Origin of the sequence: Flavobacterium sp. HJ-32-4 (genome assembly GCF_022532105.1) — a bacterium.
GTDB lineage: Bacteria > Bacteroidota > Bacteroidia > Flavobacteriales > Flavobacteriaceae > Flavobacterium.
The window spans coordinates 426,848-452,930 of the sequence record NZ_CP092832.1 but is presented as its reverse complement, the minus strand read 5'-3'; the positions used below and the strand labels follow the sequence as shown (position 1 = coordinate 452,930).

Below are 26,083 nucleotides of genomic sequence, written 5' to 3'. Positions count from 1 at the left end.
ACAAAAGGGATTAAAGGGAAACATCATAAGTAACTTCAAGTACGGTTTCGTCCACTGTAAGCGTGACTTCCAGTTTGGCATTCTTATAGTTGGGTGTACTGAGGATCGAGTCGACGATGGTCAGGGCCGCAGCTACCCACCCGTCAGTGGGCGCGGTGTCAAATGACCAAGTGGTTCCAGACTTCCGGTATACGACGGTCTGCTCAACGGCCCCCGTCGCTTTATTTTTCTTTTCGAACGTAAATTTCAGTCCGTTCAGTCTCGTTTCGAGGATGTTTGAAATGGCGAATCGAAAGGCCTTTGGCGCGCCGGTAGGATTGACCGCTAGATTGTATACGTCTTGGGGCATAGGTCTTTCAGTACCTGTGCCGTCTACCGAAAAGGCTTGGAAGTGCGTTACATTAACGGGCTTGCACGTCAGGTTTTTATTGTTTCGGAGATTGATGCGGCTCAATTCGGTATCACGACCATCAAACGGGGCAATATGGGCCAGTAAGTAGGCCTTCTTATTCAGCGGATTCCACTGGTCCCAGTTTTCACGAATTCCTTTCCATTCCAATTCGAAGATGTGTTCAGAACCACCGGCTATATAGGGGATGTCGGCTATTGCAACCGTTACTACGTTGTTGTGAAGCGTGGCGTTAATTGCGGGATCCTCATCGATTTTGTCAACCCAATGCGTCCACTTGGCGGGAAATGGGAAAGCGGGATAGGCTTCATCGGTAAAGGCGACGAAGACCCGAAGATTGCCCTCCTTGAAACTTTGCCGGTTCCCCGTGTTCCGCACCCGAACGAAGATTTTTTGGTCTGTGGTCGTGTCCAGCGTATTATAAGGTTGTGTTCCTCCAGGCAAGGTGGTGCTGGTGTCAGAAAGGGGTTTGATCCAAATGTCGGGGCTGTCGACCATAGCGGTATCCGGCACGATGCTACCATCCGCTTTGTCGAAAAATGACATGACGGGTTTCTGGACGTTGGGATCGGTATGCCAATTGAGCGCCAACTGCACGGCAGCTTGTGCATCCACCAAACCTGTTCCGTAGTGCGCGCTGTGAGGATAGCCATCCGCATTTGGAGAATAGGCGGGGATTCCCGCTCCGGAGGTGGTTGCAGCACTGGAAGCGGTTTTCTTGATGATATGCTTCACTTCTGCTGCGCTCAGTTCTTTATTGGCTGTCAATACCAGCGCTGCCACACCTGAAACGAATGGCGTGGCGGCCGACGTTCCGTTAAAGTTGGGAGTGATATTGCCGGTGGCGTCATTTTTTACCAATATGTCAACTGACGCGGGCGGGACGGCATTGGAAAACGAAAGGGGGAGGGAGAAGGTCAATTTCTTAGTTGCGGCATCTATGCCAGCAATGGACCCTCCGGTAAAAAAAGGATGCAGGGACGGGCTACTGCTTTCTATATAAACACGACCTCCTACAAAAAAGCCCTCAACATCTTGGACCGTAATCTCTTTCGTGCCGCTCGAGTTCATGGTCACCGCTTTGGTGGATTTCGACTCAAATACCACAAAATCACCGACAGACGCATTGACATTCGAAGTCAGTTTTATAGTACTTGTCCCGGAGGTTATGCCATTTGCCGCAATGGTGCGGGAGTGTCCGACAGAGACGTCTCCCAGTGAGCCAATGAATACCTTGGAGCCCGAAAAGGCACCGTTTAGATTGTCGACTTCCAATAACTTCTTGTCGGGAAATACCTGTGTGACCCTAGCGTAAAGAGGGGTGAATTCCACAATGGTCTGTGGAGTGACCGGAGAAGCAGCAAAGTCAGCAGCATCGACGAGCATATTGTAGTCGGCTTTTTTCATACCTGGCACCACCACCACGTTGTGGGTAACTGCCACAACCGCCGGGTCTTGGTATATCTGGTATTTTCTATACCCATTAGGAGTCGTAAAATCACCGAAACTCAGGTACTGGCCTGCGAAAATCCCATTTGTGTTGTCGAATTCTAATGCGACCCATGCGTATTTAAGGGGGTCAACTGGTGTTTTTTCTTGCTTATTGTATTTGGATTTAAGTTTGATTTTCAGCGGACTGTCATCGTGAAACTCTCCGCCTCCCCTAACAGTGGTAGTGAATATCTCATTGTTTTCCTGCCCTGCCCTGCCACCACCACCACCGGGTGCGCAAATGTCAATCCGGTTTCCATAATTACTGTAAGACGACTTTTTGGTATTAGGCGAAGGCGCGCCGGTAATCCAGTTATAGCCATCATCAACTGAAACCGCCCCGACCACGAAGGCTTTATTACTTGCCGCCATTTCATTGGCGAAATCACCAGGAGCAGGCTCGATATCGGCCCCATCGTTCCCCGCTCCTACTACAATTACAGAACCCCTGCCGTTTCGACCCAGAAACGTAATTTCATTAAAAAACACCTTTGAATAATTCTCGCCAGTGGCTGAAGCACCATTTGGAAGCTTGAGACTGAGATTGAAAATGTCAACGTAATGGTTGTTGAGAAATTCATATAACTTCTTGAATTGGTCCGTGGTGTTACGTTTTTTGAAAAGCGGAGAGATACTAGGTAGATCGGAGGTGATGTTATACGCACTGTTCAAAGAGTTGATAAAAGAGGGGAAGAGAGTTGGGCTCCCTGCAGTTGTTTCAAGACCTGCCAGTCCATGCATGAAGATGAATCTGAAAATGGCGTTGTCGTTGACAAGTGTATATAAGGCGCAATTCGGCGCCACGCCCACAACAGCGATTCCGTCATAGGGTAATCCTGAGGCCATCTGCGCTTTGGCCGCCGCAACGCCCCCCACTTCGGTGCCATGCGAGCCCGTAATCAGATCGATAAAGTCAAAATAAGAGTTACTTTCATTTACGACATTTTTCAAAAACTTATCATTTCCATTTATAAGGTCGCCGTTAAGCGCTTTTGATACCGGAACGTTGTTTTTCGTTTCAATACCCGTGTCAACGATCGCGATGTTTATATCGGGACTGCCAAAGGCAATTTCATTGGCGTTACCAGTGACTACCGGGCCGCCATTGAGAAGTTCCCACGCCTGTTGTGCCTTAATGAGACGGAGGCCCCACTGCTGGTTGAAGAATCTATTGTTTGGTGTAATCATAACCTTTGGATTTCCCTGATGTTTTGAACTATTTCGGTCGTTGCGTTGTCGTGGTAGTATTCGATCATATCTTTTACACCAAATGGCGACGCATCGATATTGAGTCGATAAAGCGGCGCATTCTTTTTTCTGTAGGGTTGTATGATGCTGGCTTTCGATTTGTAGTAGTCTTTCGGACTCATCCCACCATAGACTTTTACGAGCGCCGGATTGTAGCCGTAGTCAAGGTTGAAGTAATAAGCACCATTGTGGACGTCGATAGCAAAATAAGACAGAGCCATTACGTCGGAAATCAGTCGATAGGGTATCCTTGCGCCCTCAGACGACTCCTGTTCGACATAAGGAAACAGATTTTTTGTCTGAAATACATACCGCCCGCATTGATGATGCAGGGTGTCGGAGCGGTCATATCCGTCGAAAAAATCGTACAACTCTTCAGTAGATCCATATCTTGTATAGCGTGCATATAAAACATCCAGATCCTTCTTTTTAAGTGTATAGATGTTGTTTCGAATTAACCCTCTTCGGTTTTTCTCTGCATATGACAAGTAGAGTTCGCTCTCATTTGGGTCGGCCTTGGGCGGAACCGTGTCTGGGGAATCACAGTGGTAGTGGATGTGCTCAGGAAGAAACGAGGGCGTACCATCTTCCGCGAAAAATGTTCGGGTTGCCCCTGTAGCATTAGTAGAAACCGTTTCGAGCATCATGCCAAAAAGCATCAGGATGTTCTCATCCTCCTGCATCTTCATTACAAGTTTGTCGTTAAATCGGGCAAATGGCTTCCGGTCTTTGCGCACGACGTAAAAAGCAAAATCATTTAGGGTAAAAATATTCCCGAAGCCTTCAAATATCTCCAAATCAGGATAATGCTTTCCAAAGTAAGAAGTCACGAAAGCTCGTTTTGCCTCTTTACTATCAGGGTCTTTTGCCGCTATGTTATATAACGTGTCATTCATCAGGATCACCAGTTTTTGAGCGTCCTCTTTATAATAGTGGGGCAGATTTGGTGACGTAATCCGGTACGGCGTATACAACATGAACCGAATGCTGTCGGGGAAACTGCCCAGCGCCTGAAACCCTTTTTCATTGTATTTGTCATGTCTGACCATAACAGTGGTGTAGTGTTCGGGGCGTTTCTCAAAATAGTACACCCTTCCCCGTTTGTCATACTTTGCAGTGATGGGAGGGATATCCATACCTTCGAGGGTAACCTTTGCACCAGTAATGTCACCTTGTGTACGTGCGTCCTGAAGACGGACGTACAGCACGTGGGGTTTTTGCCCCAGTGACAGGGTGGATAAGCATAAAAGAAACACGGAAAAAAAGGTCTTCATTCCAGGATTGTAGGTCTTGATAAAGCTAAAGAATCTGCTTGTGCGTCGCGTTACGTAAAAACACGCAATTTGTCCTGTTTTCGAAACGGAACCGCCGTACTTGCCTGCCACCATTATGTATACCTGTGAATTCATAGGTCGTCTATATGCAATAACTGGTGTTTCAAAACGAACATAATGGTACCAATGAAGTTCTTCGTTCCGGTGCGCTCCATCATCCGCTTGCGATGCTGTTCGACCGTGCGGATACTGATGCTGAGGTCATCGGCTATCTGTTTGTTGCTGCGTTCCCGGCACGAAAGCCGGATAATTTCCATCTCCCGCTTCGAGAACTCGATTAGCCTACGACCCTCCGGTAGGATCAGTTCGCTTTTTTGTGGCAGCGCGGCAGCCTGTGCCAAAAGATGCGAAAGGCCGAAATTCGTCGGGTGCTTTTCTGTCACGCTCCTGATACAGTTGGCCAGTTGTTCCGCTGAAGCGTCCTTGCCCAGGAACCCGCTAACACCCGATTTGAAATAACGGTGCGCACTTTCGTTGATGTCGAGTTGTGACACGACAATCACCCTAAGGGTTGGGTTCTTTTTAGTTAGTGCCCGGCAAAATTTGTAGTGCTCAGTGTGGGGTTGCCTGACGTCTATCATGGCGACGTCTATTGTGTTTTTCCTGAGGTGTTTCAGCAGCAGGGCGCCGTCACTGGTCTCGAACACGACCTTCGTGCCGGCAATCGAATTTAGTAACATAGAAAGACTGTTTCTAAAAAGCTGATGGTCGTCAACAACGGCTATTTTGATCATGTATGGGGAAGTAAAATGGCTTATCAGTAAAACGAAACGATCCGGCATATCGTCGCTATGCAGGAAGTAATGTCAAACATGCCGGCAAAATGACCGGCAGTGTGCCCCTGGAAAACCGGGGGGTAGTGTCACCGCCACGGTGGGCGTATGTTGTTAACTTATGTCCGGTTCATGGTAGTTCGGTTATGGGAGTTAATCCTTATTCTTTGTCTAGTCAACCGAACAGCCCAAACGATCGAATAGTCGCTTGCCGGACCAATTGAGGTAGAAATAAAAACCCTCTGTACGCGCAAAGTGTGTTTGCGCGTACAGAGGGGTTTGCTCAAATGTACGAATTTTTTTATTCCGTTCGCATAAGCGCAAAAAGTTAACAAACGTTTATGACGTATCGAAAAGACCCGCTACCTGGGATTATTTTAAAAAGTCACTTGGTCAACGGTTGGGTTGGGGTGTCAACCGCAAGTAAGGCTTTATTCGGGTATATCCCTTCGGAAATTTCGCCGCGATATCCTCGTCTTTCACGGTCGGAGCGATGACCACATCTTCGCCGTCTTGCCAATTGGCGGGTGTGGCGACGGAGTACTGGGCGGTGAGTTGCAGGCTGTCAATCACGCGCAATAACTCATTGAAATTCCTGCCTGTCGAGGCCGGATACGAGATAATCAGTTTCACCTTTTTATCCGGGCCGATAATAAAAACGGAGCGCACGGTAAAGGTCTCGCTCGCATTGGGATGGATGAGGTCATACAGCTCTGAAATCTTGTGGTCGGAATCGGCAATGATCGGGAAATTGACCTCGGTATGTTGGGTTTCATTGATGTCGCCAATCCACTCGTGATGCTTCTCAATCGGATCAACGCTTAACGCGATGATTTTGACATTTCGCTTTTCAAATTCCGGTTTCAGTTTGGCGGTAGCACCCAATTCGGTGGTGCAAACCGGGGTGAAATCGGCCGGGTGGGAAAACAATATACCCCAGGAATCGCCGAGCCAGTCATAAAAATGGATCGTTCCCTCTGTAGTGGTTGCGGTAAAGTCGGGCGCCACATCGCCCAGTCGTAAAGTTGCCATTTGATTTAATTTTAAATTAGATTGTTTGAACTGTTGTTGCCTGTTCGTAGTCGAGATAGGCGGTAATACCTCCTCTTAAATTGTAGAGGTTGTCGAAGCCAAATTTTTCTTCAAGTTCCCGGATCGCTTTCGCGCTTCGTCCGCCCAGTTTGCAGTGGACGACCACTTTTTTCACCCTGGAAATCTCATTCGCCCGTTCGGAAACGGTCGCTAACGGGATGAGTAGCCCGTTGATATTCACTTCCTCATATTCGGAAGGCTCCCTCACATCGATGACCTGCACCTTTTCCCCTCTGGCAATCCAGCTTTGGAAGACGGCCGCGTCGATCTCCTTCGTCTTCGCCTCGACGGCCGTCACACCGCAAAACTGCTCGTAATCGATGAGTTCGGTGATTTTGGGTGTGCTGTCTTTTTTAGTGACGTTGAATGTTTTGGCTTCAAATGAGAGCGCATCCAACACAAAAAAGCGGCCACTCAAAGGCGTCCCAATACCGGTGATGACTTTAATGACTTCGTTGGCCTGCAGGGTGCCGATGATGCCGGGTAAGACGCCCAACACACCTCCTTCTGCACAATTGGGAATGAGTCCGGCCGGGGGTGGCGTTGGGTATAGATCCCGATAGTTGGGTCCGGTTCGCCCATTCGCATCCGTGTAATTGAAAACGGATACCTGCCCCTCAAACTGAAAGATACTGGCATACACGTTAGGGATCCCGGCAATGACACTCGCATCGTTTACCAGGTAGCGGGTCGGAAAGTTGTCCGTGCCGTCGGCGACCACATCGTATTGGCTAATGATTTCCAGTGCATTTTTGGAGGTCAGTTGGGTATTATAGGTAGTAATTTTAATGTAGGGGTTCAGGCTCTCCAGTCTCGCTTTTGCCGCCTCCACCTTGGGCTTCCCAATTTCACGCACGCCAAACAATACCTGACGTTGCAGGTTGCTGTCATCCACGACATCAAAATCGACGATGCCGATGTGCCCGACGCCGGCCGCGGCGAGATACAAAAGCAGTGGACTTCCCAAACCGCCGGAACCGACGACCAATACGTTCGCTGCTTTTAGTTTTCGTTGCGCTTCCAGGCCAAATTCGGGAATGATGATGTGGCGGTTGTAGCGTTCGAGTTCGGCTTTGGAGAACGCACTATCATCGGGAGCGCCGCCGGCAATGGCGGGAATAATACTGATGATGTTCGCTTCGTTGACGGGCGTCTCTTCCTCGTCCAGATCGCTGATGTCATCGTTGTCTAAGAAAACGGTAACGAACCGTCGCAGTTGGTGCTGTTCGTCGATGAGGTAGCGTTTCAAGTCAGGAAATTGCTGTGTCAGGTCGATCAAACTCTCCCGGATGGTGCTGCCCTTGACCGCAATCCGGGTTTGATTTTGTGTGAATTTCCGCAGCGGGGTTGGAATTACAATTGTAGCCATAAGTCTTTTATTTTAAAGTTGTTAAGTTGTTTGTTTTCGAATACTTGTTCCTCTTCAAATTGCTGTTCGTCATTTAACACCCAGGATTGGATGCTTTTGACCTGATTTTTTACGACCGAGAGAATCAGGTACGAGAAATAGGGTTGTGCCGCCCGTCTGTCATGTTCGCTCGGGATGGAGGGATGTTTGGGATGCGAGTGGTAGACACCCAGCAGCGTAAGTCCGTTTTCATCAGCATAACGCTCGGCCTTGAGATAGTCGGTAGGTGCGATTTTAAATCGTCTTCTCTTATCGCCCTCCTTGGCATTTTGCAGTACGATGATTTCTGTGACGAAGCGGTTTTTGGCCGTTTCGAAACCAAGTAGAAACCCGCAGCATTCATCGGGGAATTTTCGAAGGGCGTGGTCTGATAACTGGTTGATGATGTTGGGCTCGATATGGATCATGGCGCTAGTATTTTAGAGGTTATTTCGCTGTATTTATGGGCATCGTCCGGAAAAACGATCACGATAGTCCCTTCTTTGAGGGTATCGGCAACGGCCAGGGCACCCGCAAGGTTCGCTGCGGAAGACGGACTCAACAAAACTCCGTTTTCGTCGTAAAACCTTTTAATGAGGTCATAAGCCGCGGTGGAGCTGACCTCAAGGGTTTGATTGGCGATGACGGGATCAAAAATCTCAGGTATATCGGCGGTTTCAAGGTGTTTCCAGCCTTCCAGGCCGTGCAGGGGCGAATCCGGTTGTAAGGCGATTAGTTGAATGGAAGTATTGAACGCCCTCAGACGCCTGCCCGTGCCCACGAACGTTCCGGTGGTGCCGAGGCCTGCTACGAAATGCGTGATGTTGGGCAATTCATTGATGATTTCGGCCCCGGTCGTATGGTAGTGGGCCAGCCAGTTCTGGTGGTTGGCATACTGGTTGGCGTAAAAGTATTTTTCAGGATGGGCGTCGGCCAGTTGTTTCGCCACCTGTTGCGCTTCATCCGTGCCTCCAAACCGGGAGGTGTAGAGGATGTCGGCACCCAAATCCTGCAGGATTTCGCGTCGTTTTTTCGACGCATTTTCCGGAAGGCAAAGCGTCACATTGAGGCCTAATGCCTTTGCGATGGATGCATAGGCGATTCCGGTATTGCCGCTGGTGGCATCCAAAAGGGTACGTCCTTCTTCCAAACTTCCGTTTTGTATCGCTTTTTTGATGATGGCAAAGGCGGCCCTTGCTTTTATGGAACCCGACAATTGTTCCCATTCCACTTTGGCGTAGAGTTTGACCCTCGGGTTTTTATGAAGGTTTTCAATGGGCCATAAGGGCGTGTTACCGATTTGCGATTCTAAGGCACTGGCTTTTTCGAGTAAGCTCTTTTCGAGTGTAAGTTCCATAGCGGGTGGTTTTGGGTTGAGGTATAAAAAAAGGTACTGTTTTAATAAGCAAGCATTCGACGAAAAAAGGTATTTTTGAGTCCATTAAGGAAGTCCGCTTTTGAACTATCCTGCATAGTCCTGCTCCTTTGGTGCGGGACTATCTTTTTTATATCCTTCAATGAATACGGTATCGTTCTTCCATAAAGTATACATCAGCAGGAGGAGTTTTCGCTGTATGGCCACCTGACCTATCATCTTCGAGGGTTTGTTTTGGTTGATTCTAAGATAGGTTTGCTTCATATCGGGATTGAAACGACAGGCCACCATTGCAGGGAAGTAGAGGGCATTCCTTATGTATCGGTTTCCTTTTTTGGATATGCGTGTTTTACCTTTTATGGATGTACCCGACTCCCGTTGTACAACATCGTAACCGGCAAAGCTTGCAAGTTGCCTTGCGTTTCGTATCTGGTAGAAACCATCGGTTTCAGCGATGATCGTGGCTATTGTAATCAACCCTACGCCTTTTATGGTGTTTATTTTGTTTACCTTGTCCTGAAGACCTGCGTCTGAGGCTATCTGTTTCTCGATTGCTTTTTTGACTACTTGGATCTGTTTGTCAATCTCCTTTATGAGCTTTTGGTTGCTTCTGAAGATAAACTGCTGAACCTCAAAAGAATTTTCCTTACTGTGTTTTATGTTGCCTAAGGCCGTTCGCTGTTCCTGCAACTGGACATAATAGCGAGTAAGGTTACGGAGTCCACGGAGCACTGGGCTGGGAGGAACCCATGTCCTATGTTTGCGTTCCACCCCAAACTGGCTCAAGACTTTAGCATCCAGATGATCGGTTTTGGTCTTTACGTTCAAACTTGAGAAGTAATGGCTCGATGTATTGGGCAACACCACATGAACCGTCTTTTTGATCTTGTAGAGATGATAGGCAAGCGCCTCATAATAGACACCTGTCGCCTCCATAAGAAAGACTAGCTCAGATTCGGGAGTACTTACGCTTCTTACCCAGCGAGTAAACTGATTGAAGCCCGTTTTGTCATTAGAAAAATCAACTGATTTGCTGAACACCAGAGCACCCTTGCTATCCTGTTGGCAATGACACGCGGTGAAGGTTGATTTTGAGATGTCGATTCCGACCGATTGTTTTACGATAGACATAAGTAAGAATTTTAAGTGTTGACAATTCTCCTTCGTCTTTGCTTTTGTCTTATCCAGGCTCGTAACGCGGCCTTAAGTACTGTTCTGACTCCTGAGAATAAAGCATGCGGGTGAAGTCTTTTTTACGGTATAACACTACAGATTTACCTAGCCCCCAAAACCTCGCACGCAAATGATCAACACACTTTGAATAACAACAATGTACTGATCTTGAAATTCTCAGTAAAAATAAAAGCCCCACGGTGGTGGAGCTTTATGCGTTTGCGAATGTAAAATGGCTACGTCCACCCATAGCCATAACGCCTGTAACCGAAGCAACAGTTGCACATCATAGCCGTCATGTGGGTAGTGGAGATCATTGTTTTTAAGTTGGGTTAGTGTACATCCGGGCAATAAAAAACCCCTGCGGTTGGCAGAGGTTCCTTCGTATATTTTTAAAAACTAAAATTATGCAATAGGCGTGCTCTGCGGAGTTTTCCACATCATACAACACAAAGTGCACATCATTCGTTTCATTTTCCTGTTCTTGGATATCCAAATGTCGGAAGTTATTTTTTAGAAAGCAAACATTTTTTGTTTTCGTCGGTTGGAAGACTTGATGGTGTAAATGCCGTCAAACAAAAAATCCCGGCATTTCTGCCAGGATTTGTTGCTCCCCCTCTTGGGCTCGAACCAACCCCGATAGCTATCGGGGCTATGATTAACAGTCGCCATATTTTTGGAGGAGTTTTTGGGTCATTTCGGGGTACTTTTTCAGGTTTTGGATATAAGTCTTACTTTTCATTGCCTTGATATGTTTTTCAACGGCAAACGCCTGTGTTTTGGTCGCGCATTCAATCGACAAAAACAGCGTCCAGTCACTGGCTTTATGGGTGAACTTGTGGTTTTCTGCGAGTTGGTGGTAGTGCCATCTGGTGTCAAAATCGGAAGTGGCCCCGATGTAGAAGCGGTTTAGTTTTTCGGAAAAAAGAATATATACTGTATACATGGCGTAAAACAAAAAATCCTGGCATTTCTGCCAGGATTTGTTGCTCCCCCTCTTGGGCTCGAACCAACCCCGATAGCTATCGGGGCTATGATTAACAGTCGCCATATTTTTGGAGGAGTTTTTTGTGTCATTTCGGGGTACTTTTTCAGGTTTTGGATATAAGTCTTGCTTTTCATTGCCTTGATATGTTTTTCAACGGCAAACGCCTGTGTTTTGGTCGCGCATTCAATCGACAAAAACAGCGTCCAGTCACTGGCTTTATGGGTGAACTTGTGGTTTTCTGCGTGTTGGTGGTAGTGCCACCTCGTGCCAAAATCGGAAGTGGCCCCGATGTAGAAGCGGTTTAGTTTTTCGGAAAAAAGAACATATACTGTATACATGGCGTAAAACAAAAAATCCCGGCATTTCTGCCAGGATTTGTTGCTCCCCCTCTTGGGCTCGAACCAACCCCGATAGCTATCGGGGCTATGATTAACAGTCGCCATATTTTTGGAGGAGTTTTTGTGTCATTTCGGGGTACTTCTTCAGATTTTGGATATAAGTCTTGCTTTTCATTGCCTTGATGTGTTTTTCAACGGCGAACGCCTGCGTCTTGTTTGTACATGCGATTGATAAAAAAAGTATCCAGTCACTGGCTTTATGGGTGAACTTGTGGTTTTCTGCGTGTTGGTGGTAGTGCCATCTGGTGTCAAAATCGGAAGTGGCCCCGATGTAGAAGCGGTTTAGTTTTTCGGAAAAAAGAATATATACTGTATACATGGCGTAAAACAAAAAATCCTGGCATTTCTGCCAGGATTTGTTGCTCCCCCTCTTGGGCTCGAACCAACCCCGATAGCTATCGGGGCTATGATTAACAGTCGCCATATTTTTGGAGGAGTTTTTGGGTCATTTCGGGGTACTTTTTCAGGTTTTGGATATAAGTCTTACTTTTCATTGCCTTGATATGTTTTTCAACGGCAAACGCCTGTGTTTTGGTCGCGCATTCAATCGACAAAAACAGCGTCCAGTCACTGGCTTTATGGGTGAACTTGTGGTTTTCTGCGTGTTGGTGGTAGTGCCACCTCGTGCCAAAATCGGAAGTGGCCCCGATGTAGAAGCGGTTTAGTTTTTCGGAAAAAAGAACATATACTGTATACATGGCGTAAAACAAAAAATCCCGGCATTTCTGCCAGGATTTGTTGCTCCCCCTCTTGGGCTCGAACCAAGGACCCTCTGATTAACAGTCAGATGCTCTAACCAACTGAGCTAAGGAGGAAGGCGTGTTGCCTTTTAAAGCGGGGCAAATATACGTCGAAAATTATTTTCTCCAAATAATTGCCGTAAAATTTCATCACTTTCTCATGATGGCCCGGAAGATGTCGTTGCCGTTCGCAAACAGCACCAGGGATAACAACATAATGATCCCTACCATCTGGGCACGCTCTAAGAATTTATCGCTTGGTTTGCGGCCCGTAACCATCTCAAACAACAGGAACATCACGTGTCCGCCGTCGAGGGCCGGTATCGGCAGCAGGTTCAATACGCCGAGCATTACCGATAAAAACGCGGTAATCCCCCAGAACACTTCCCAACTCCAACTCTCCGGGAATACGTTGAAGATCGCGAAGAAGCCGCCTACGCCTTTATACGCGCCCGTCGATGGGGTAAAAATCGCTTTCAGTTGCTTCCAGTAGCTGGCGAAGAGGTCGGCGCCTTTGCCAATCCCAACCGGAATCGATTCAAAGAAACCATATTCTGCACGGTCAAACTTATAAACGCCCAGTTTTTCAAGGCTCTTGTCGTCAACCGCACTTGGGAAGATACCCAGTGTTCCCTTAGCCGATACGCTGATCTTCACTGGCACGCGTTTCTGGTCGCGCAACACCACGGCATCCACGGTTTTGCCCTTCAGGCTGTCGCGCATGGCCATTACTTCATCGAAATAAGGAAGATCAACGCCATTGAAGGAAACGATGGCGTCTTTGGGCTGCAATACTTTGGCATTCGGACTTTTTGCATCTACTTCCCGCACGGCAAACAGGTTGCGTGGGTATACCAGCGGGCCTTTCTGTGATTTCGACAGGTCGCCCAGCAGGTTCTCCGGAAGCGTCAGGGTTTTGGTCGTGCCGTTGCGGTCGATCGTAACGGTGTGCGCAAACGGCAGTTTTGGGTTGACCTCGTTGAACTTCTCGATTTTTTCGCCATCGATGGCCACAATCTTGTCACCGGTCGCAAAGCCTAACTTTTTGGCCATATCGCTTACTTCGACGCCGTCTTTCAGTTCAGAGTTTTTCAGGTAAAGGTCGCCATAGGCAAACGTCATACCGATACAAATCACAAATGCCAGGATGAAATTGACCGTCACACCGCCCAACATGATGATGAGGCGTTGCCAGGCCGGTTTCGAGCGGAATTCCCACGGTTGCGCCGGTTGTGCCATTTGTTCGGTGTCCATGCTCTCGTCGATCATGCCCGATATTTTGACGTATCCACCCAGCGGCAGCCAGCCAATGCCGTATACGGTTTCGCCTATCTTCTTCTTGAAAAGCGAGAATTTGATATCGAAGAACAGGTAGAACTTCTCGACGCGGGTCTTGAAGAGCTTGGCTGGAAAATAATGGCCGAATTCGTGAAGTATGATGAGCAGCGAAAGGCTGAGAAGAAACTGTGAGAGTTTGATGACGATCTCCATCCGGATAGTGCAGTTTTTTTGTTAACGCACAAAAGTAAGGTTTTCTGTTTCAAATCCGTGGTTTTGGCCGTCAAGCGGAATTAAATGTTTGTTAATTGTAAAATCGACGCATGGAAGTTCCGCCCGGCACGCCCTAACTTTACGCAAACAACTCATGAAACATGCAGAAAATAAAGACGGCCCTCCTGTCATATGGAATGTCCGGTCAAGTATTCCATGCTCCTTTTCTCCACCTGCATCCGGGTTTTGACCTGCGCGGTTCCTGGGAGCGGTCCCGACAGAAAATAGAAGAAGATTACCCCGGTGTACGCAGTTATCCGTCGCTCGACGCCGTCCTCCACGACGATGTCGATCTTGTGATCGTCAACACGCCCGTCGCCACGCATTTCGATTATGCCAAACGCGCCCTTAAGGCAGGCAAACATGTGTCGGTAGAAAAAGCCTTCACCTCGAACGCGGCCGAAGCCGAAGAACTTGAAGCACTGGCAACACAGAAAGGATTGAAAATCTGTGTCTTCCAGAACCGCCGGTGGGACAGCGATTTCCAACTCGTGCGAAACGTGTTGAACGAAGGGGTGCTGGGTCCGATTGTGGAGGCCGAGTTGCATTTCGACCGCTATAATCCGAATTTGAGTCCGAAACAGCATAAGGAAACACCCAACGACGGCGCCGGTATCCTCAAGGACCTGGGTTCACACCTGATCGACCAGGCGGTGCAGTTGTTCGGTTTCCCGGAAGGGGTTTTCGCAGATTTACGCGTGACCCGCGACGAATCGGTGGTCGACGATTGTATTGACGTTTTATTGTATTACCCGCAGACCCGCGTTCGGATCAAGGCCGGTTTTTTTGTGATGGAACCGCAGGCCGCGTATGTATTGCATGGCAAAAAGGGATCGTTCCTGAAACCTCGTGCTGACGTGCAGGAAAACGACCTTAAGGCAGGCAACCGACCGACGTCCCATAATTGGGGCTACGAGCCGGATGGGGCCGAGGGCATCCTCCATATCGAAAACGGTGGTATTATCGAACGGCGTCACCTGGCCGCACCTCCGGGCAATTACCTCCACTTTTTTGAGGCGTTATACCAGTCGCTGACAGGCGGTGGAGAAGTGCCGGTTCCGGCGTCGGACGGCGTCAAAACCATGCGAATCATTGATGCGGCCATCCAGAGTAGTGCCGCCAAATCGTATATACCGCTTTAATTATGGAAAAACGACAGGTGGGTGCCTCCGATTTAGAGGTCTACCCGGTGATGCTGGGTGGAAATGTCTTTGGATGGACCATAGACGAAGCCCGCTCATTCGAGATTCTCGACGGATTTGTAGCGGCGGGTTTCAACTTTATCGATACAGCCGATGTGTACTCGCGCTGGGCACCGGGGAACTCCGGCGGTGAATCGGAGACAGTAATAGGCAACTGGCTGCATAAGCGGAAGAACCGCCACGACGTAGTCATCGCTACCAAAGTCGGTTTCGATATGGGCGACGGTAAAAAGGGATTGCGAAAGGCGTGCATACTAAAAGCAGCAGATGCCTCCCTGAAACGACTACGAACCGATTACATCGACCTCTACCAAACGCATTGCGACGACGAGTCGGTGCCGGTGGGGGAGACGCTGGAGGCCTACGACCAATTGGTGAAAGAAGGCAAAGTACGCTGGATTGGCGCTTCGAACCTCAGTCCGGAACGGTTGAAAGAATCGCTCGCCACCAGTGCTACGAACGGCTTTCCGTCTTATCAAAGCCTACAGCCCCACTACAACCTCTACGACCGACAGGTCTATGAAAGCCGGTTCGAGACGCTCGCCATGGGCCACGGTTTGGGCGTAGTACCGTATTTTTCGCTGGCGGCCGGTTTCCTTACGGGAAAGTACCGATCTGAGGCAGATTTCAGTCAAAGTGTCCGAGGCGGGAATATGGGGAAATTCCTGAATGAACGCGGCTTCCGGATTCTTGCGGCCCTCGACAAAGTAGCTGCTGAACTCAACACGACGCAGGCAGCATTGGCGCTGGCCTGGCTCCTTCACCGCCCGTCGGTTACGGCGCCGATTGTCAGTGCCACCAGCCCGGAGCAGTTGCAAAGCCTAATCGCGGCACCGCTGCTTGAAGTTACCGCCGGACATATAGCGGAGTTGACGTCGGCGAGCGCGTGGTGATTTTTAGTCGCAGTCGCAGTAGTTGGCGGTGGGCAGTGGGCAGTTGGCAGTGATACTTCCAGGCGAGCACGTAGCTTCATTACTATGCACCACCTGTCATCCCGACGCAGGAGGGATCCCATTCAGTTGGCAGTCGCAGTCGCAGAAGTGGGCAGTAGGCAGTTGGCAGTGATACTTCCAGGCGAGGACGTAGCTTCATTGCCACGCACCATCTCTTATCGCGACGCAGGAGGGTTCTTATTCAGTAGGCAGTCGCAGTCTCAGTCGCAGTAGTTGGCAGTCGCAGTCGGCAGTCGCAGTCGGCAGTTATCTTCCAGACAGACCTCCTCAGCCCTTCAAGAACTTCAAGGTCGCCACGCCTTTTTCCGTTTCAACACGCAAAATGTAGGCGCCGGACGCAAGTGGTGCCACATCCCATGAGAGTTGCGCCGTATTGAGGGACCGCACCTTTTTGCCTACCATGTCATAAATCGCGACCTCATGTATAGCCACCGCTGCCGGTAGGTCGAGCGTGAGTTGTGAGGCGACGGGGTTCGGGTAAAGGCGGACCGCAGTGATATCGAAATCATCGGCCGAAAGCGAAATGCTGTTGTTGTCTGAAATCAACTCGTTCGTGGGGTCAAACGATACGCTGGTGACCGTAAAAGGTACATTTTTAACGATGATTTGTCCGTTCGAGGTGTTGTCGAGGACGAGGTCCAGTTGTTGTCCACCTGCACCAAAAACCCGCACGGGCACCGGCATCTCGAAAAACGTGACCGACGGGTGCGACTGGGTTTGGTTGACGGTGAATTGCACCTGTCCGGCTGCAATGTTATGGGCAACGATGTTATAAGACGGATAACCCTGATTATACACCCAGTCGTTGAAGAACTCGGTCAGGCTTGCGCCATAGACGGCCTCGAGGTGTGCCTTCAGGTCAGCCGTTACCGCATATTTGTAGGCAAGTGCCGGGTCGTTGAGGTAGTTCTGTAGCGCCTGGAAAAAGGCCGTGTCGCCCATCTTGAAACGCAGCATGTTAAGCACCATCGCGCCTTTGTCATACGAAAGGCGGCTGCTAAAAATGCGGTTGACGTTGAGGGCTTCGGTATCCGTCAGGTATACGGCACCGCCCGGCTGTGAGGTGATATACGAAATCATATCGCCTTTATCGGCGGTGAATGCCGCTTCGCCATCAAATTGCTCAATGACCATCGAAGCCATGTAGGTGGCAAAACCTTCGTTCAGCCAGATGTCTTTCCAGGTGCCGCAGGTCACTTTATCGCCGAACCAGTGGTGGCCCAGTTCGTGTGCGATGAGTCCGCGGCTGAAGTTACCCATAAACGAGACGGTCGTATGTTCCATACCTCCGCCCCAGCCAAATTGCGCATGCCCGTATTTTTCAGACGCAAAAGGATAGGTTCCGAACGTGTTTTCAAAAAACGTCATGATCGGCGGCGTAACGCCTAAATTGTTGGTATTCGACGCCAGGCTTTCCGGATAGAGGTAGTTTACGATCGGGAAGGTGTTGGGTGCCGTTCCCGCGGTTTGGGTGTAGACACTGTAATTGGTCACGGCGATGGCGATCAGGTAGGCCGGAATAGGATAGCCATGATGGAAATGGGTCGTCTTGTTCCCGCCGTTGGTTACCGACGTTACTTCAAGGCCATTGGTAGCGGCCGTGTAGTTGGCAGGTGTCGTAAGGTAAATATCAACGCTGTCGATCTTGTCGTTGAGGTCTTGCTTGCACGGCCACCAGTCGCGGGCACCAAACGGCTCTGACAATGTCCATAGAACCGGCGTCCCGCTGTGGGTGGAAGTGCTGAAGGCATTTTCACCTGTAGAAGGCTGGCCCGAATAGCTGATGACCACCGAGTAACTGTTGCCGGCCGTCAAGGTAACGGGCAACGTGATGATGAGCTCATCGTTGTTGTTCTGTGTAAAGGCCAGGTTGGTGTTCGAGGTTGTTTTGACCGACGATACCGTCAGTTCGCTTGTCAGGTCGAAGGTCACGGTCGACATAGTGGAAAGTGCCGTAAAGGTCGTGGTCACTTTTCCGGTGATGAAAAACACCGCGGGGTCGACGGTAAATTCGAGTTTGTGGTAGGTGATGTCGTAGTTCAGCGTGTTCGGGTTGACCTGTACGTTCATCAGTGAGGCGGCTGACTTCCTTTCCGATTCGATGAGGGATTGTTTTTCATCCCTGGCATGTTGGGCGGAAAGCGGAAGCACGAACGCCAAAAGCAGGGGTAGGCAGTACTTTTTCATGGCTTTTTCATTGCGACCTCAAATATAGGAAAAACACATTGAAAAGATCGCGGCTGTTTTGTGCGCTGTCAGCGGTTTTTTCACGGATTTGGTTAAATTTGCAGCCGCAATCCGCACAAACGGACAAAAACAAGAAACATGTTACAGATCGCCCACATCCGTGAGAACCGCGACCAGGTCGTGAAAGCCCTCGCCAAACGCAACATCGATGCCGCTGCCGACGTAGATGCCGCCATCCGGCTCGACGAACAGCGCCGTGCCACCCAGGTGGAACTCGATACCATCCTGGCGGAGTCGAACAAACTCTCGCGTGACATCGGCGAACTGATGCGTAACGGCGAAAAGGCGAAGGCGGCCATCCTAAAGGAAAAAACCGTATCCCTTAAAGAGCGCAGCAAAGAACTGTCGGAGAAACTCGACGGGTTCACCCATGACCTCCAACAAAAGCTTTACACCCTGCCCAATACTCCTGCGGCTATCGTACCGGAAGGGAAAAGTGCCGACGACAACATCACCGTGTTCCAAACGGGCGACATCCCTACGCTGCACGAAGGGGCGCTTCCGCACTGGGACCTGGCCAAAAAATACGATATCATCGATTTTGAGCTCGGAGTCAAGATTTCAGGTGCCGGTTTTCCGGTTTACAAAGGGAAGGGTGCGAAACTACAACGCGCGCTAATCACCTATTTCCTCGATAAAAATACCGCCGCCGGATATGAAGAGTTCCAGGTGCCGCATTTGGTCAACGAAGCGTCGGGTTACGGAACCGGACAACTTCCGGATAAGGAAGGCCAGATGTACCATGTGACGGCGGACGACCTTTACCTAATCCCGACTGCTGAAGTGCCGGTTACGAACCTCTGGCGCGACGTCATCCTGCCGGAAAGCGAATTGCCGGTTTTGGCAACAGGCTATACACCGTGTTTCCGTCGTGAGGCGGGCTCGTATGGCGCGCATGTGCGTGGACTCAACCGCCTGCACCAATTCGACAAAGTGGAAATCGTGCGCATCGAGCACCCTGATCGCTCCTACGAGGCCCTTGACGGGATGGTGGAACACGTAAAAGGCATCCTCGACGAACTGAAACTACCGTACCGCGTCTTGCGTCTGTGCGGTGGCGACATGGGATTTGCGTCTGCGTTGACCTACGATTTCGAAGTGTTTTCAACCGCACAGGACCGTTGGCTTGAGATCAGTTCGGTATCGAACTTCGAGACCTTCCAGTCGAACCGTCTCAAACTGCGTTTCCGCGATAAAGAAGGGAAGAACCACCTCGCGCACACCCTAAACGGAAGTTCATTGGCCTTGCCACGGGTGTTGGCGGGTATCCTGGAGAACTACCAAACACCGGAAGGTATCGTCATCCCGGAAGTATTGCGTCCGTATACCGGTTTCGACATCATCGATTAAGCCGCCGGCACATACGAATTCCGGAAAGTTATTGTTATATTGGGAAGGTTATCCGGAACATCATGAAACGACTCTTTTTCCTGCTTGCCTGCTTGCTGCCGTTCGCCGTCTCGGCTCAGAACGACCAGCTCGCGCAGCATTATTTCGATAAGGGCGATTTCGAGAAGGCCCTGGTCAGCTATGAAGACCTGCTAAAGGTGCAGCCGGCCAATTTCATGTTCTTCCAGCGGCTTATCGAATGCTACCAGCAATTGCAGCAGTATGACAAGGCTGAGAGTGCGCTGTCGGAACGGCAGTCGAAATACAAACAGCCGGCCCTGCTCGTCGAAATCGGCTATAATTACCAGTTGAAGAAAGACGAGACCAAGGCGAAGAAATACTACGAAGAGGCGCTTTCGAAAATTGAGGATAATCCGGCGAATGCCTATGCCGTTGCGCCGGTTTTCGAGAAAAAAGTGTTGTTGGAGTATGCGCTCCGGGCGTATGAAAAAGCATCAACGCTTGATCCGAAGATCAATTTCAACATACAGATCGCGGTACTTTACGGTCAATTGGGCGATACGGCCAAGATGATCGACAAGTTCCTCGACGAGGCCTTCCGCAACCAGCAGAGCTACATCATGATCCAGACCCAGTTGATGCGGTTCATGACCGAGGATGCCGAGGCATCGTTCAACGACCAATTGCGTAAAGCATTGTTGGTGCGGGCACAGAAAACCCAGGATCTCTTCTGGAACCAGTTCCTGAGTTGGTTTTTCGTACAGTCGAAAGACTATGCAAAAGCCTTTGCGCAGGAGAAAGCCATCTACCGTCGGCAACCCGAGAGTTTTGCCAATATTGTCAACCTGGCCGGTCTGGCCGCGCAGGAAGGCGACGACGAGGCGGCACGGGAGATGTATGCGTTCATCCTCGAGAATACAGCGGACCTGCAATTGCGGGTCGATGCACACGAGTTCCTGATCGATCTCAGTATCCAGCGGGCCACCGAGAAAGACTATCCGGCGATACAGGCCGAATTGGACGCCCGACTCGCCGAATTCGGCATCAACCCGGTTTCCCTTCCGTTACAGGAATTGCAGGCCCGTTTCGTAACCTTCCAACTCAATAATCCTGAAAAAGGCCGGGCGATCCTTAAAGCGGCCCTCGACCTGAACCTGAATACCTTCCAGATGGCCGATGTCAAGATGGAACTGGCGGATATCCTGTTGTTTGAAGGGAAGTTCAACCAGGCCTCACTCTATTACGCCCAGATACAGGACGATGTCAAGAATTCGGAATTAGGCCACGAAGCCAGTTTCAAAGCCGCCCGCACCAGCTATTTCCAAGGCGATTTTGACTGGGCCCAGAAGCAGTTCAAGGAACTGAAATCGGCCTCGACCCAACTGATCGCGAACGATGCGATGGAGTACTTCCTGTTGATCAGCGACCATACCGTATCCGATTCGACCCGCACCGACCTCAAGCGGTTCGCGCATGCCGACTTTACGCTCTATAAAAACCAGTTGCGCGACGCATCGGCGGAATTTGAAGACATCCTGAAAAAACACACCATCACCGAGATTGAAGATGTGTCACACCTGCGTATCGGCCGCATCGATGAGAGACTTGGCAATTACCAGGACGCCCTGGCGCATTACCAGACGATTGTCGACAAGTATCCGGAAAGCATTTATATAGACGAAGCACTGTTCTATGCGGCGGAAATCTATTATACCCAACTGAAGGACATTGAAAAGGCGAAGGCGCTCTATGAGAAAATCCTGTTCAACCACCAGGACAGCATCTTCTTCGTCGAAGCCCGCAAGAAGTTCCGTCAGTTACGCGGCGATGGCAATACCTAGTAGGATGTTGGTTTGGGATGTAATCCTAACTCCTGACTCCTCACCCCTAACTCCTAATTTCTCTCCTCATGATCCTCTACAACGTCACCCTCAACATCGATGAGTCGATTCACCAACAGTGGCTCGACTGGATGCGTGATATCCACATCCCCGACGTACTGGCGACCGGCAAGTTTTCGTCTGCCCGGCTGGTAAAGGTCGTAGTGGAAGAGGAAATGGGCGGGCAGACGTATGCTGTACAATATACCGCACCTGACCGCGCGACACTCGAACGCTATTACGCTGAAGACGCCCCTCGTTTGCGTGAGGACGGCCTTCGGCTGTTCGGCGACAAAATGCTGGCATTCCGCACCGAACTCGAATTGGTGTCGGAACACACGGCGTAAGACGGAACCCTATTCCACATTCACCTTTAATACCCCGCTCATGGAGAAAGTACAGGCTAAAAAACACCTCGGGCAACACTTCCTGAAAGACGAAAGTGTGGCGCGACGCATTGCCGATACCCTGGGTTTCGAGGGCTATGACGATGTGCTGGAAATCGGCCCTGGAATGGGCGTTTTGACGAAATACCTCCTTGAGAAGCCTATTACCACCTACGTAATCGAGATCGACACCGAGTCGGTTACGTATCTGGAGGCACACTATCCGGCGTTGCACGGGCACATCGTATCGGAGGATTTCCTTCGGTATGACCTGAGCCGCACGTTTGGTGACCGGCCGTTCGCCATCATTGGCAATTTTCCCTATAACATTTCTTCCCAGATTGTGTTTCGGGCGCTTGAGTTGCGGCACCGCATTCCCGAATTCTCAGGTATGTTCCAGAAAGAGGTAGCCGAGCGGATCTGCGAGAAGAAGGGAAGCAAAACATACGGTATTTTGTCAGTACTCGTGCAGGCCTTTTACGAGGCGGAGTACCTTTTTACGGTGGATGAGCACGTCTTCAACCCGCCACCGAAAGTCAAATCGGGCGTGCTGCGGTTGCGGCGTAAGGCCGACTTTACGTTGCCTTGCGACGAGAAGCTGTTTTTCCATGTGGTAAAGACCGCGTTCAACCAGCGCCGCAAAACACTTCGTAACAGTTTAAAAACCTTCGGGCTGTCTGATATTTTAAGGGAAGATAGTATCTTTGACCTGCGTCCGGAACAGCTTGATTTCGCGCAGTTCATCAGCATTACCCAAAAAATAGCAGCCGATGCAGTTCAACGTCAGTAAGGAAATCATTGCCGAGGTAGAGCAACTGATCGAAAGCAGGAACGACGGTCAGTTGGAAGTCCTGCTTAACGAGCTGCACTTTGCCGATATCGCTGAAATCCTTGACGAGCTCGACTTCAACGACGCTACCTACGCGTTCCGGATCTTAGACAGCGAGAAGAGTTCGGAAGTACTGCTCGAACTCGACGATCACCTTCGTGAACGCATCCTGGCCGGACTCTCACCGAAAGAGATCGCAGAAGAGCTCGACGAACTCGACACCAACGACGCGGCCGACATCATCGCCGAGCTTCCGGCCTCGATGAAGCAGGAGGTCATCTCCGAAATGGAAGATGTCGAGCACGCGAAAGACATTGTCGACCTCCTCCGATACAACGAAAACACAGCCGGTGGTATCATGCACAAAGAACTCGTGAAAGTGAACGAGAACTGGAACGTGCTGACTTGTGTGAAAGAAATGCGGGCACAGGCCGAACACGTGTCGCGCGTGCATTCCATCTACGTGGTCGATGAAGAAGACCGCCTGAAAGGACGGCTTTCACTTAAGGATCTTTTGACCACGTCGACCAAGACCCCCATCAGTGAGGTGTACATCCGGAAACTGAATTTCGTCAAAGTAGACGACCCGAATACCGAAGTGGCGCGCATCATGCAGAAGTACGACCTCGAAGCCATTCCGGTGGTCGACGAGCTCGGACGCCTGGCGGGGCGCATCACCATCGACGATATCGTAGACGTCATCAAGGAAGAAGCCGACAAAGACTACCAGTTGGCGGCGGGTATCACCAACGACGTAGAGGCGACCGACCGTTTCTTCGACATCATCAAGGCGCGGTTGCCGTGGCTGTTGATGGGGATGGCCATCGAACTACTGGCCTCGCTGGTGTTGGATGCCAACCACGCCATACAGGACACCTATAAAACCTTAATCATCTTTGTGCCCCTTTTGTCGGCTACGGCCGGAAATATTGGGGTGCAGGCATCGGCAATCGTGGTGCAGGGACTGGCCAACGGCTCGCTGCGTGAGTTCAATAAGGCGTATTTCAAGAAGGAACTGGCCGTATCGGCCTTATCGGGAACGACCATCTCGTTGTTTCTATTGATTTATCACGCGACCGTCTATGGCCAGGTTTATGTAGGTTTTGCCATTTCCATTTCGATCATCGTCGTCATCATCTTTGCGGCGGCGCTCGGCACTCTTGTACCGTTGCTTCTGCACAAAAATAAAATCGACCCGGCCATCGCCACCGGTCCCTTCGTCACGACGACGAATGACGTGTTCGGTATCCTGATTTACTTCTGGATCGCGCGGTTGATTCTCGGGTTCTGATACGATTGAAACATGAAGATACACATCATTGGTGGTGGCAACCTGGGGGTTTCCATCGCCCTCGGCCTTGTTCGGTTTGCACCCCAGCATGAGGTGACCGTCACCCGTCGCAACCTTTCCGCGATTGCGGCGCTGCCCGAAAAAGGCATCCGGATTACCTCGGATAACACCGACGGTATCGCAGCGGCGGACATCATCATCCTGACGGTAAAACCCTATCAGGTGGATGCCGTTTTGGATGAAATCCTGCCTGCGGCTCCCGGAAAAATCGTGGCATCGGCGGTATCCGGACTTACACTCGACGTGCTTGAGGCTAAGGCTCCGGCGAATCCCTGCGTGCGGATCATGCCCAACATTGCAGCGCAGTTCGGCGCTTCTGCCACTTGTATTTCCCACGGAAGCGGAACGAAAGAGGCTGCCGGAAAGGTCATTGAAGTCTTTTCAGCGCTCGGCACGGTGCCCGTCATCGATGATAAATTGATGGATGCGGCGACGGTGCTCGGTGCCTGCGGAACGGCCTACGCGCTGCGGTATGTCAGGGCGTCAATGCAGGCTGGCATCGAGATTGGGTTTGATTCGCAGACGGCCCTCGCCATCGCGGCACAGACGGTAAAAGGTGCAGCCGAGATGCTGCTCGAGGAAAACCTGCACCCCGAGCAACTCATTGACAAGGTTACGACCCCACAGGGTTGTACGATTGTCGGTTTGAATGAGATGGAACACCAGGGGTTCAGTTCGTCGTTGATTACGGGTATCAAGGCTTCGCTGAAGAAAATAAAGGGGTAAGCTGTTTGCTAAGCGCCAGGTTAGGTTCGTTCGAAGGAAAACGTCGCGTGATGTCAACTTTAACAATTCATGCGGTTTCCCCGTAAAAGGGTGTTGGCGGGATTCTTTAGATTGCGTTAGGGGAGGGGCGGATGCGTCCCTTACGAAGTGGCGCGGACTGTTGGATACGGGAAACCCGTACTTTTTGTTAAAATTTGCGTGTCTCATTTTGCGGCATTCAACCTATAGGTACATGTATGGAACAAACAATAAAGGTGTTGCACCTAGACTCGAATCATGCCGCTCTCATAGCGAAATTAGAGGCTGGCGGCATCCAGAACGACACGGATTATACCTCGTCAAAAGACGTCATCGAATCGAAAATCGGTGCTTATGACGGCATCGTCATCCGCAGTCGCTTCCCCATTGACCGGGCATTCCTGAACGCGGCGCCGAATTTGAAATTCATAGCCCGCGTTGGCGCCGGACTCGAAAGCATCGATACCGAATACGCCGCATCGAAAGGCATCCAACTGATTGCCGCACCGGAAGGGAACCGGAATGCGGTCGCCGAGCAGGCACTGGGGATGTTACTGGCGCTCTTCAACAACCTGAAACGGGCCGATCGTGAGGTAGGACAGGGGAAGTGGAACCGCGAATCGAACCGCGGGCATGAACTCGACGGAAAGACGGTGGGCATCATCGGTTATGGGAACATGGGCAAAGCCTTCGCGCGGAAGTTGCGCGGTTTTGAAGTCGACGTACTTTTCCATGATATCCGCTCGGGTCTTGCAGATGCCAATGCCCGTCAGGTGACATTGGAGGAACTACAGCAAAAAGCGGACGTTTTATCGCTGCATATTCCGTGGACGCCTGAGACCGACAAGATGGTCGATGCAGACTTCATCGCGTCGTTCGCGAAGCCGTTTTGGCTGGTGAATACCTCTAGGGGTAAGAACGTCGTGACGGCTGATTTGGTACAGGCCTTACAGTCGGGAAAAGTGTTGGGTGCCGCCCTAGATGTATTGGAGTATGAGCGATCATCCTTCGAAACCCTGTTTACGGATGGTATACCTGAACCGCTGAGGTACCTCACGCAAGCGGATAATGTATTGTTGTCGCCCCATATCGCCGGGTGGACGTTCGAAAGCCATGAGCGGCTGGCTACGGTTATCGCGGATAAGGTACTAGCATTGTTTCATCCGCTGCTGGAAACACAAA

22 protein-coding genes, 1 tRNA gene and 1 pseudogene are annotated in these 26,083 nt (G+C 50.4%); 9 read left to right on the top strand and 15 right to left on the bottom strand.

From position 1 onward, the window contains the following. Positions 1-10 precede the first annotated feature (10 nt). From MKO97_RS01760 to rseP, 14 genes are all read right to left on the bottom strand, one after another. Complete coding sequence (locus tag MKO97_RS01760; protein WP_241104357.1) at positions 11-3,088, bottom strand: S8 family serine peptidase; 3,078 nt, start codon at positions 3,086-3,088, stop codon at positions 11-13. Further along, positions 3,085-4,536 carry a hypothetical protein gene (locus MKO97_RS01755; RefSeq protein ID WP_241104356.1) on the bottom strand — a complete coding sequence of 484 codons (1,452 nt, stop codon included), beginning with the start codon at positions 4,534-4,536 and terminating at the stop codon, positions 3,085-3,087. The genes MKO97_RS01760 and MKO97_RS01755 overlap by 4 nt, the downstream gene beginning before the upstream one ends. A gap of 17 nt (positions 4,537-4,553) precedes the next feature. Next, on the bottom strand, positions 4,554-5,216 hold the full coding sequence (locus MKO97_RS01750) for a response regulator transcription factor (protein WP_256463647.1): 663 nt from the start codon (positions 5,214-5,216) through the stop codon (positions 4,554-4,556). A 432-nt stretch (positions 5,217-5,648) separates the two neighbouring features. Then, positions 5,649-6,287, bottom strand: coding sequence for a peroxiredoxin (locus MKO97_RS01745; RefSeq protein WP_241104354.1), 639 nt, complete (start codon positions 6,285-6,287; stop codon positions 5,649-5,651). A gap of 16 nt (positions 6,288-6,303) precedes the next feature. Next, complete coding sequence (gene moeB / locus MKO97_RS01740; RefSeq protein ID WP_241104353.1) at positions 6,304-7,716, bottom strand: molybdopterin-synthase adenylyltransferase MoeB; 1,413 nt, start codon at positions 7,714-7,716, stop codon at positions 6,304-6,306. Beyond that, on the bottom strand, positions 7,701-8,162 hold the full coding sequence (locus MKO97_RS01735) for a Mov34/MPN/PAD-1 family protein (RefSeq protein ID WP_241104352.1): 462 nt from the start codon (positions 8,160-8,162) through the stop codon (positions 7,701-7,703). Before MKO97_RS01735 ends, moeB begins: the two co-directional genes overlap by 16 nt. Continuing rightward, the gene (locus tag MKO97_RS01730; protein ID WP_241104351.1) at positions 8,159-9,091 is read right to left on the bottom strand and encodes a PLP-dependent cysteine synthase family protein; all 933 of its coding nucleotides are present in this window, start codon (positions 9,089-9,091) and stop codon (positions 8,159-8,161) included. Before MKO97_RS01730 ends, MKO97_RS01735 begins: the two co-directional genes overlap by 4 nt. Positions 9,092-9,196: 105 nt before the next feature. Then, the gene (locus MKO97_RS01725; protein WP_241103846.1) at positions 9,197-10,240 is read right to left on the bottom strand and encodes an IS110 family transposase; all 1,044 of its coding nucleotides are present in this window, start codon (positions 10,238-10,240) and stop codon (positions 9,197-9,199) included. A 700-nt stretch (positions 10,241-10,940) separates the two neighbouring features. Further along, positions 10,941-11,228, bottom strand: coding sequence for a GIY-YIG nuclease family protein (locus tag MKO97_RS01720; RefSeq protein WP_241104350.1), 288 nt, complete (start codon positions 11,226-11,228; stop codon positions 10,941-10,943). After that, the gene (locus tag MKO97_RS01715; RefSeq protein ID WP_241105483.1) at positions 11,192-11,608 is read right to left on the bottom strand and encodes a GIY-YIG nuclease family protein; all 417 of its coding nucleotides are present in this window, start codon (positions 11,606-11,608) and stop codon (positions 11,192-11,194) included. Before MKO97_RS01715 ends, MKO97_RS01720 begins: the two co-directional genes overlap by 37 nt. Positions 11,609-11,699: 91 nt before the next feature. Beyond that, positions 11,700-11,987: a GIY-YIG nuclease family protein gene (locus MKO97_RS01710; protein ID WP_241104349.1), complete on the bottom strand. Its 288-nt coding sequence runs from the start codon at positions 11,985-11,987 to the stop codon at positions 11,700-11,702. A gap of 91 nt (positions 11,988-12,078) precedes the next feature. Continuing rightward, positions 12,079-12,366, bottom strand: coding sequence for a GIY-YIG nuclease family protein (locus tag MKO97_RS01705; protein WP_241104348.1), 288 nt, complete (start codon positions 12,364-12,366; stop codon positions 12,079-12,081). A 43-nt stretch (positions 12,367-12,409) separates the two neighbouring features. Further along, positions 12,410-12,483: transfer RNA gene (locus tag MKO97_RS01700), tRNA-Asn, on the bottom strand. Between the two features lie 75 nt (positions 12,484-12,558). Next, the gene (gene rseP, locus MKO97_RS01695) at positions 12,559-13,899 is read right to left on the bottom strand and encodes an RIP metalloprotease RseP (protein ID WP_241104347.1); all 1,341 of its coding nucleotides are present in this window, start codon (positions 13,897-13,899) and stop codon (positions 12,559-12,561) included. A gap of 161 nt (positions 13,900-14,060) precedes the next feature. Between rseP and MKO97_RS01690 the strand changes: the two genes are divergently transcribed. Then, positions 14,061-15,101, top strand: a complete 1,041-nt coding sequence (locus tag MKO97_RS01690) for a Gfo/Idh/MocA family oxidoreductase (RefSeq protein WP_241104346.1) — start codon at positions 14,061-14,063, stop codon at positions 15,099-15,101. Between the two features lie 2 nt (positions 15,102-15,103). Further along, positions 15,104-16,054: an aldo/keto reductase gene (locus tag MKO97_RS01685; protein WP_241104345.1), complete on the top strand. Its 951-nt coding sequence runs from the start codon at positions 15,104-15,106 to the stop codon at positions 16,052-16,054. A gap of 327 nt (positions 16,055-16,381) precedes the next feature. On the opposite strand, the gene MKO97_RS01680 is transcribed toward MKO97_RS01685, so the two are convergent. Beyond that, positions 16,382-18,301: a M1 family aminopeptidase gene (locus MKO97_RS01680; protein ID WP_241104344.1), complete on the bottom strand. Its 1,920-nt coding sequence runs from the start codon at positions 18,299-18,301 to the stop codon at positions 16,382-16,384. A gap of 138 nt (positions 18,302-18,439) precedes the next feature. Between MKO97_RS01680 and serS the strand changes: the two genes are divergently transcribed. The 7 genes and pseudogenes from serS to MKO97_RS01645 all read left to right on the top strand — a co-directional run. After that, positions 18,440-19,711 (top strand): serine--tRNA ligase, encoded by a 1,272-nt coding sequence (gene serS, locus MKO97_RS01675; RefSeq protein WP_241104343.1) that lies wholly within the window; start codon positions 18,440-18,442, stop codon positions 19,709-19,711. A 62-nt stretch (positions 19,712-19,773) separates the two neighbouring features. Then, the gene (locus tag MKO97_RS01670; RefSeq protein WP_241104342.1) at positions 19,774-21,552 is read left to right on the top strand and encodes a tetratricopeptide repeat protein; all 1,779 of its coding nucleotides are present in this window, start codon (positions 19,774-19,776) and stop codon (positions 21,550-21,552) included. Between the two features lie 68 nt (positions 21,553-21,620). Further along, a complete protein-coding gene (locus MKO97_RS01665; protein WP_241104341.1) occupies positions 21,621-21,938 on the top strand; it encodes a DUF4286 family protein in 318 nt (105 codons plus the stop codon). Between the two features lie 40 nt (positions 21,939-21,978). Continuing rightward, positions 21,979-22,767, top strand: coding sequence for a 16S rRNA (adenine(1518)-N(6)/adenine(1519)-N(6))-dimethyltransferase RsmA (rsmA, locus tag MKO97_RS01660; protein ID WP_241104340.1), 789 nt, complete (start codon positions 21,979-21,981; stop codon positions 22,765-22,767). Next, positions 22,748-24,097 (top strand): magnesium transporter, encoded by a 1,350-nt coding sequence (gene mgtE, locus MKO97_RS01655; RefSeq protein WP_241104339.1) that lies wholly within the window; start codon positions 22,748-22,750, stop codon positions 24,095-24,097. The genes rsmA and mgtE overlap by 20 nt, the downstream gene beginning before the upstream one ends. Positions 24,098-24,109: 12 nt before the next feature. Continuing rightward, positions 24,110-24,883 (top strand): pyrroline-5-carboxylate reductase, encoded by a 774-nt coding sequence (gene proC, locus MKO97_RS01650; RefSeq protein ID WP_241104338.1) that lies wholly within the window; start codon positions 24,110-24,112, stop codon positions 24,881-24,883. A gap of 236 nt (positions 24,884-25,119) precedes the next feature. Beyond that, positions 25,120-26,061 (top strand): annotated as a pseudogene (locus MKO97_RS01645) (2-hydroxyacid dehydrogenase); the annotation flags it as partial. Positions 26,062-26,083 lie beyond the last annotated feature (22 nt).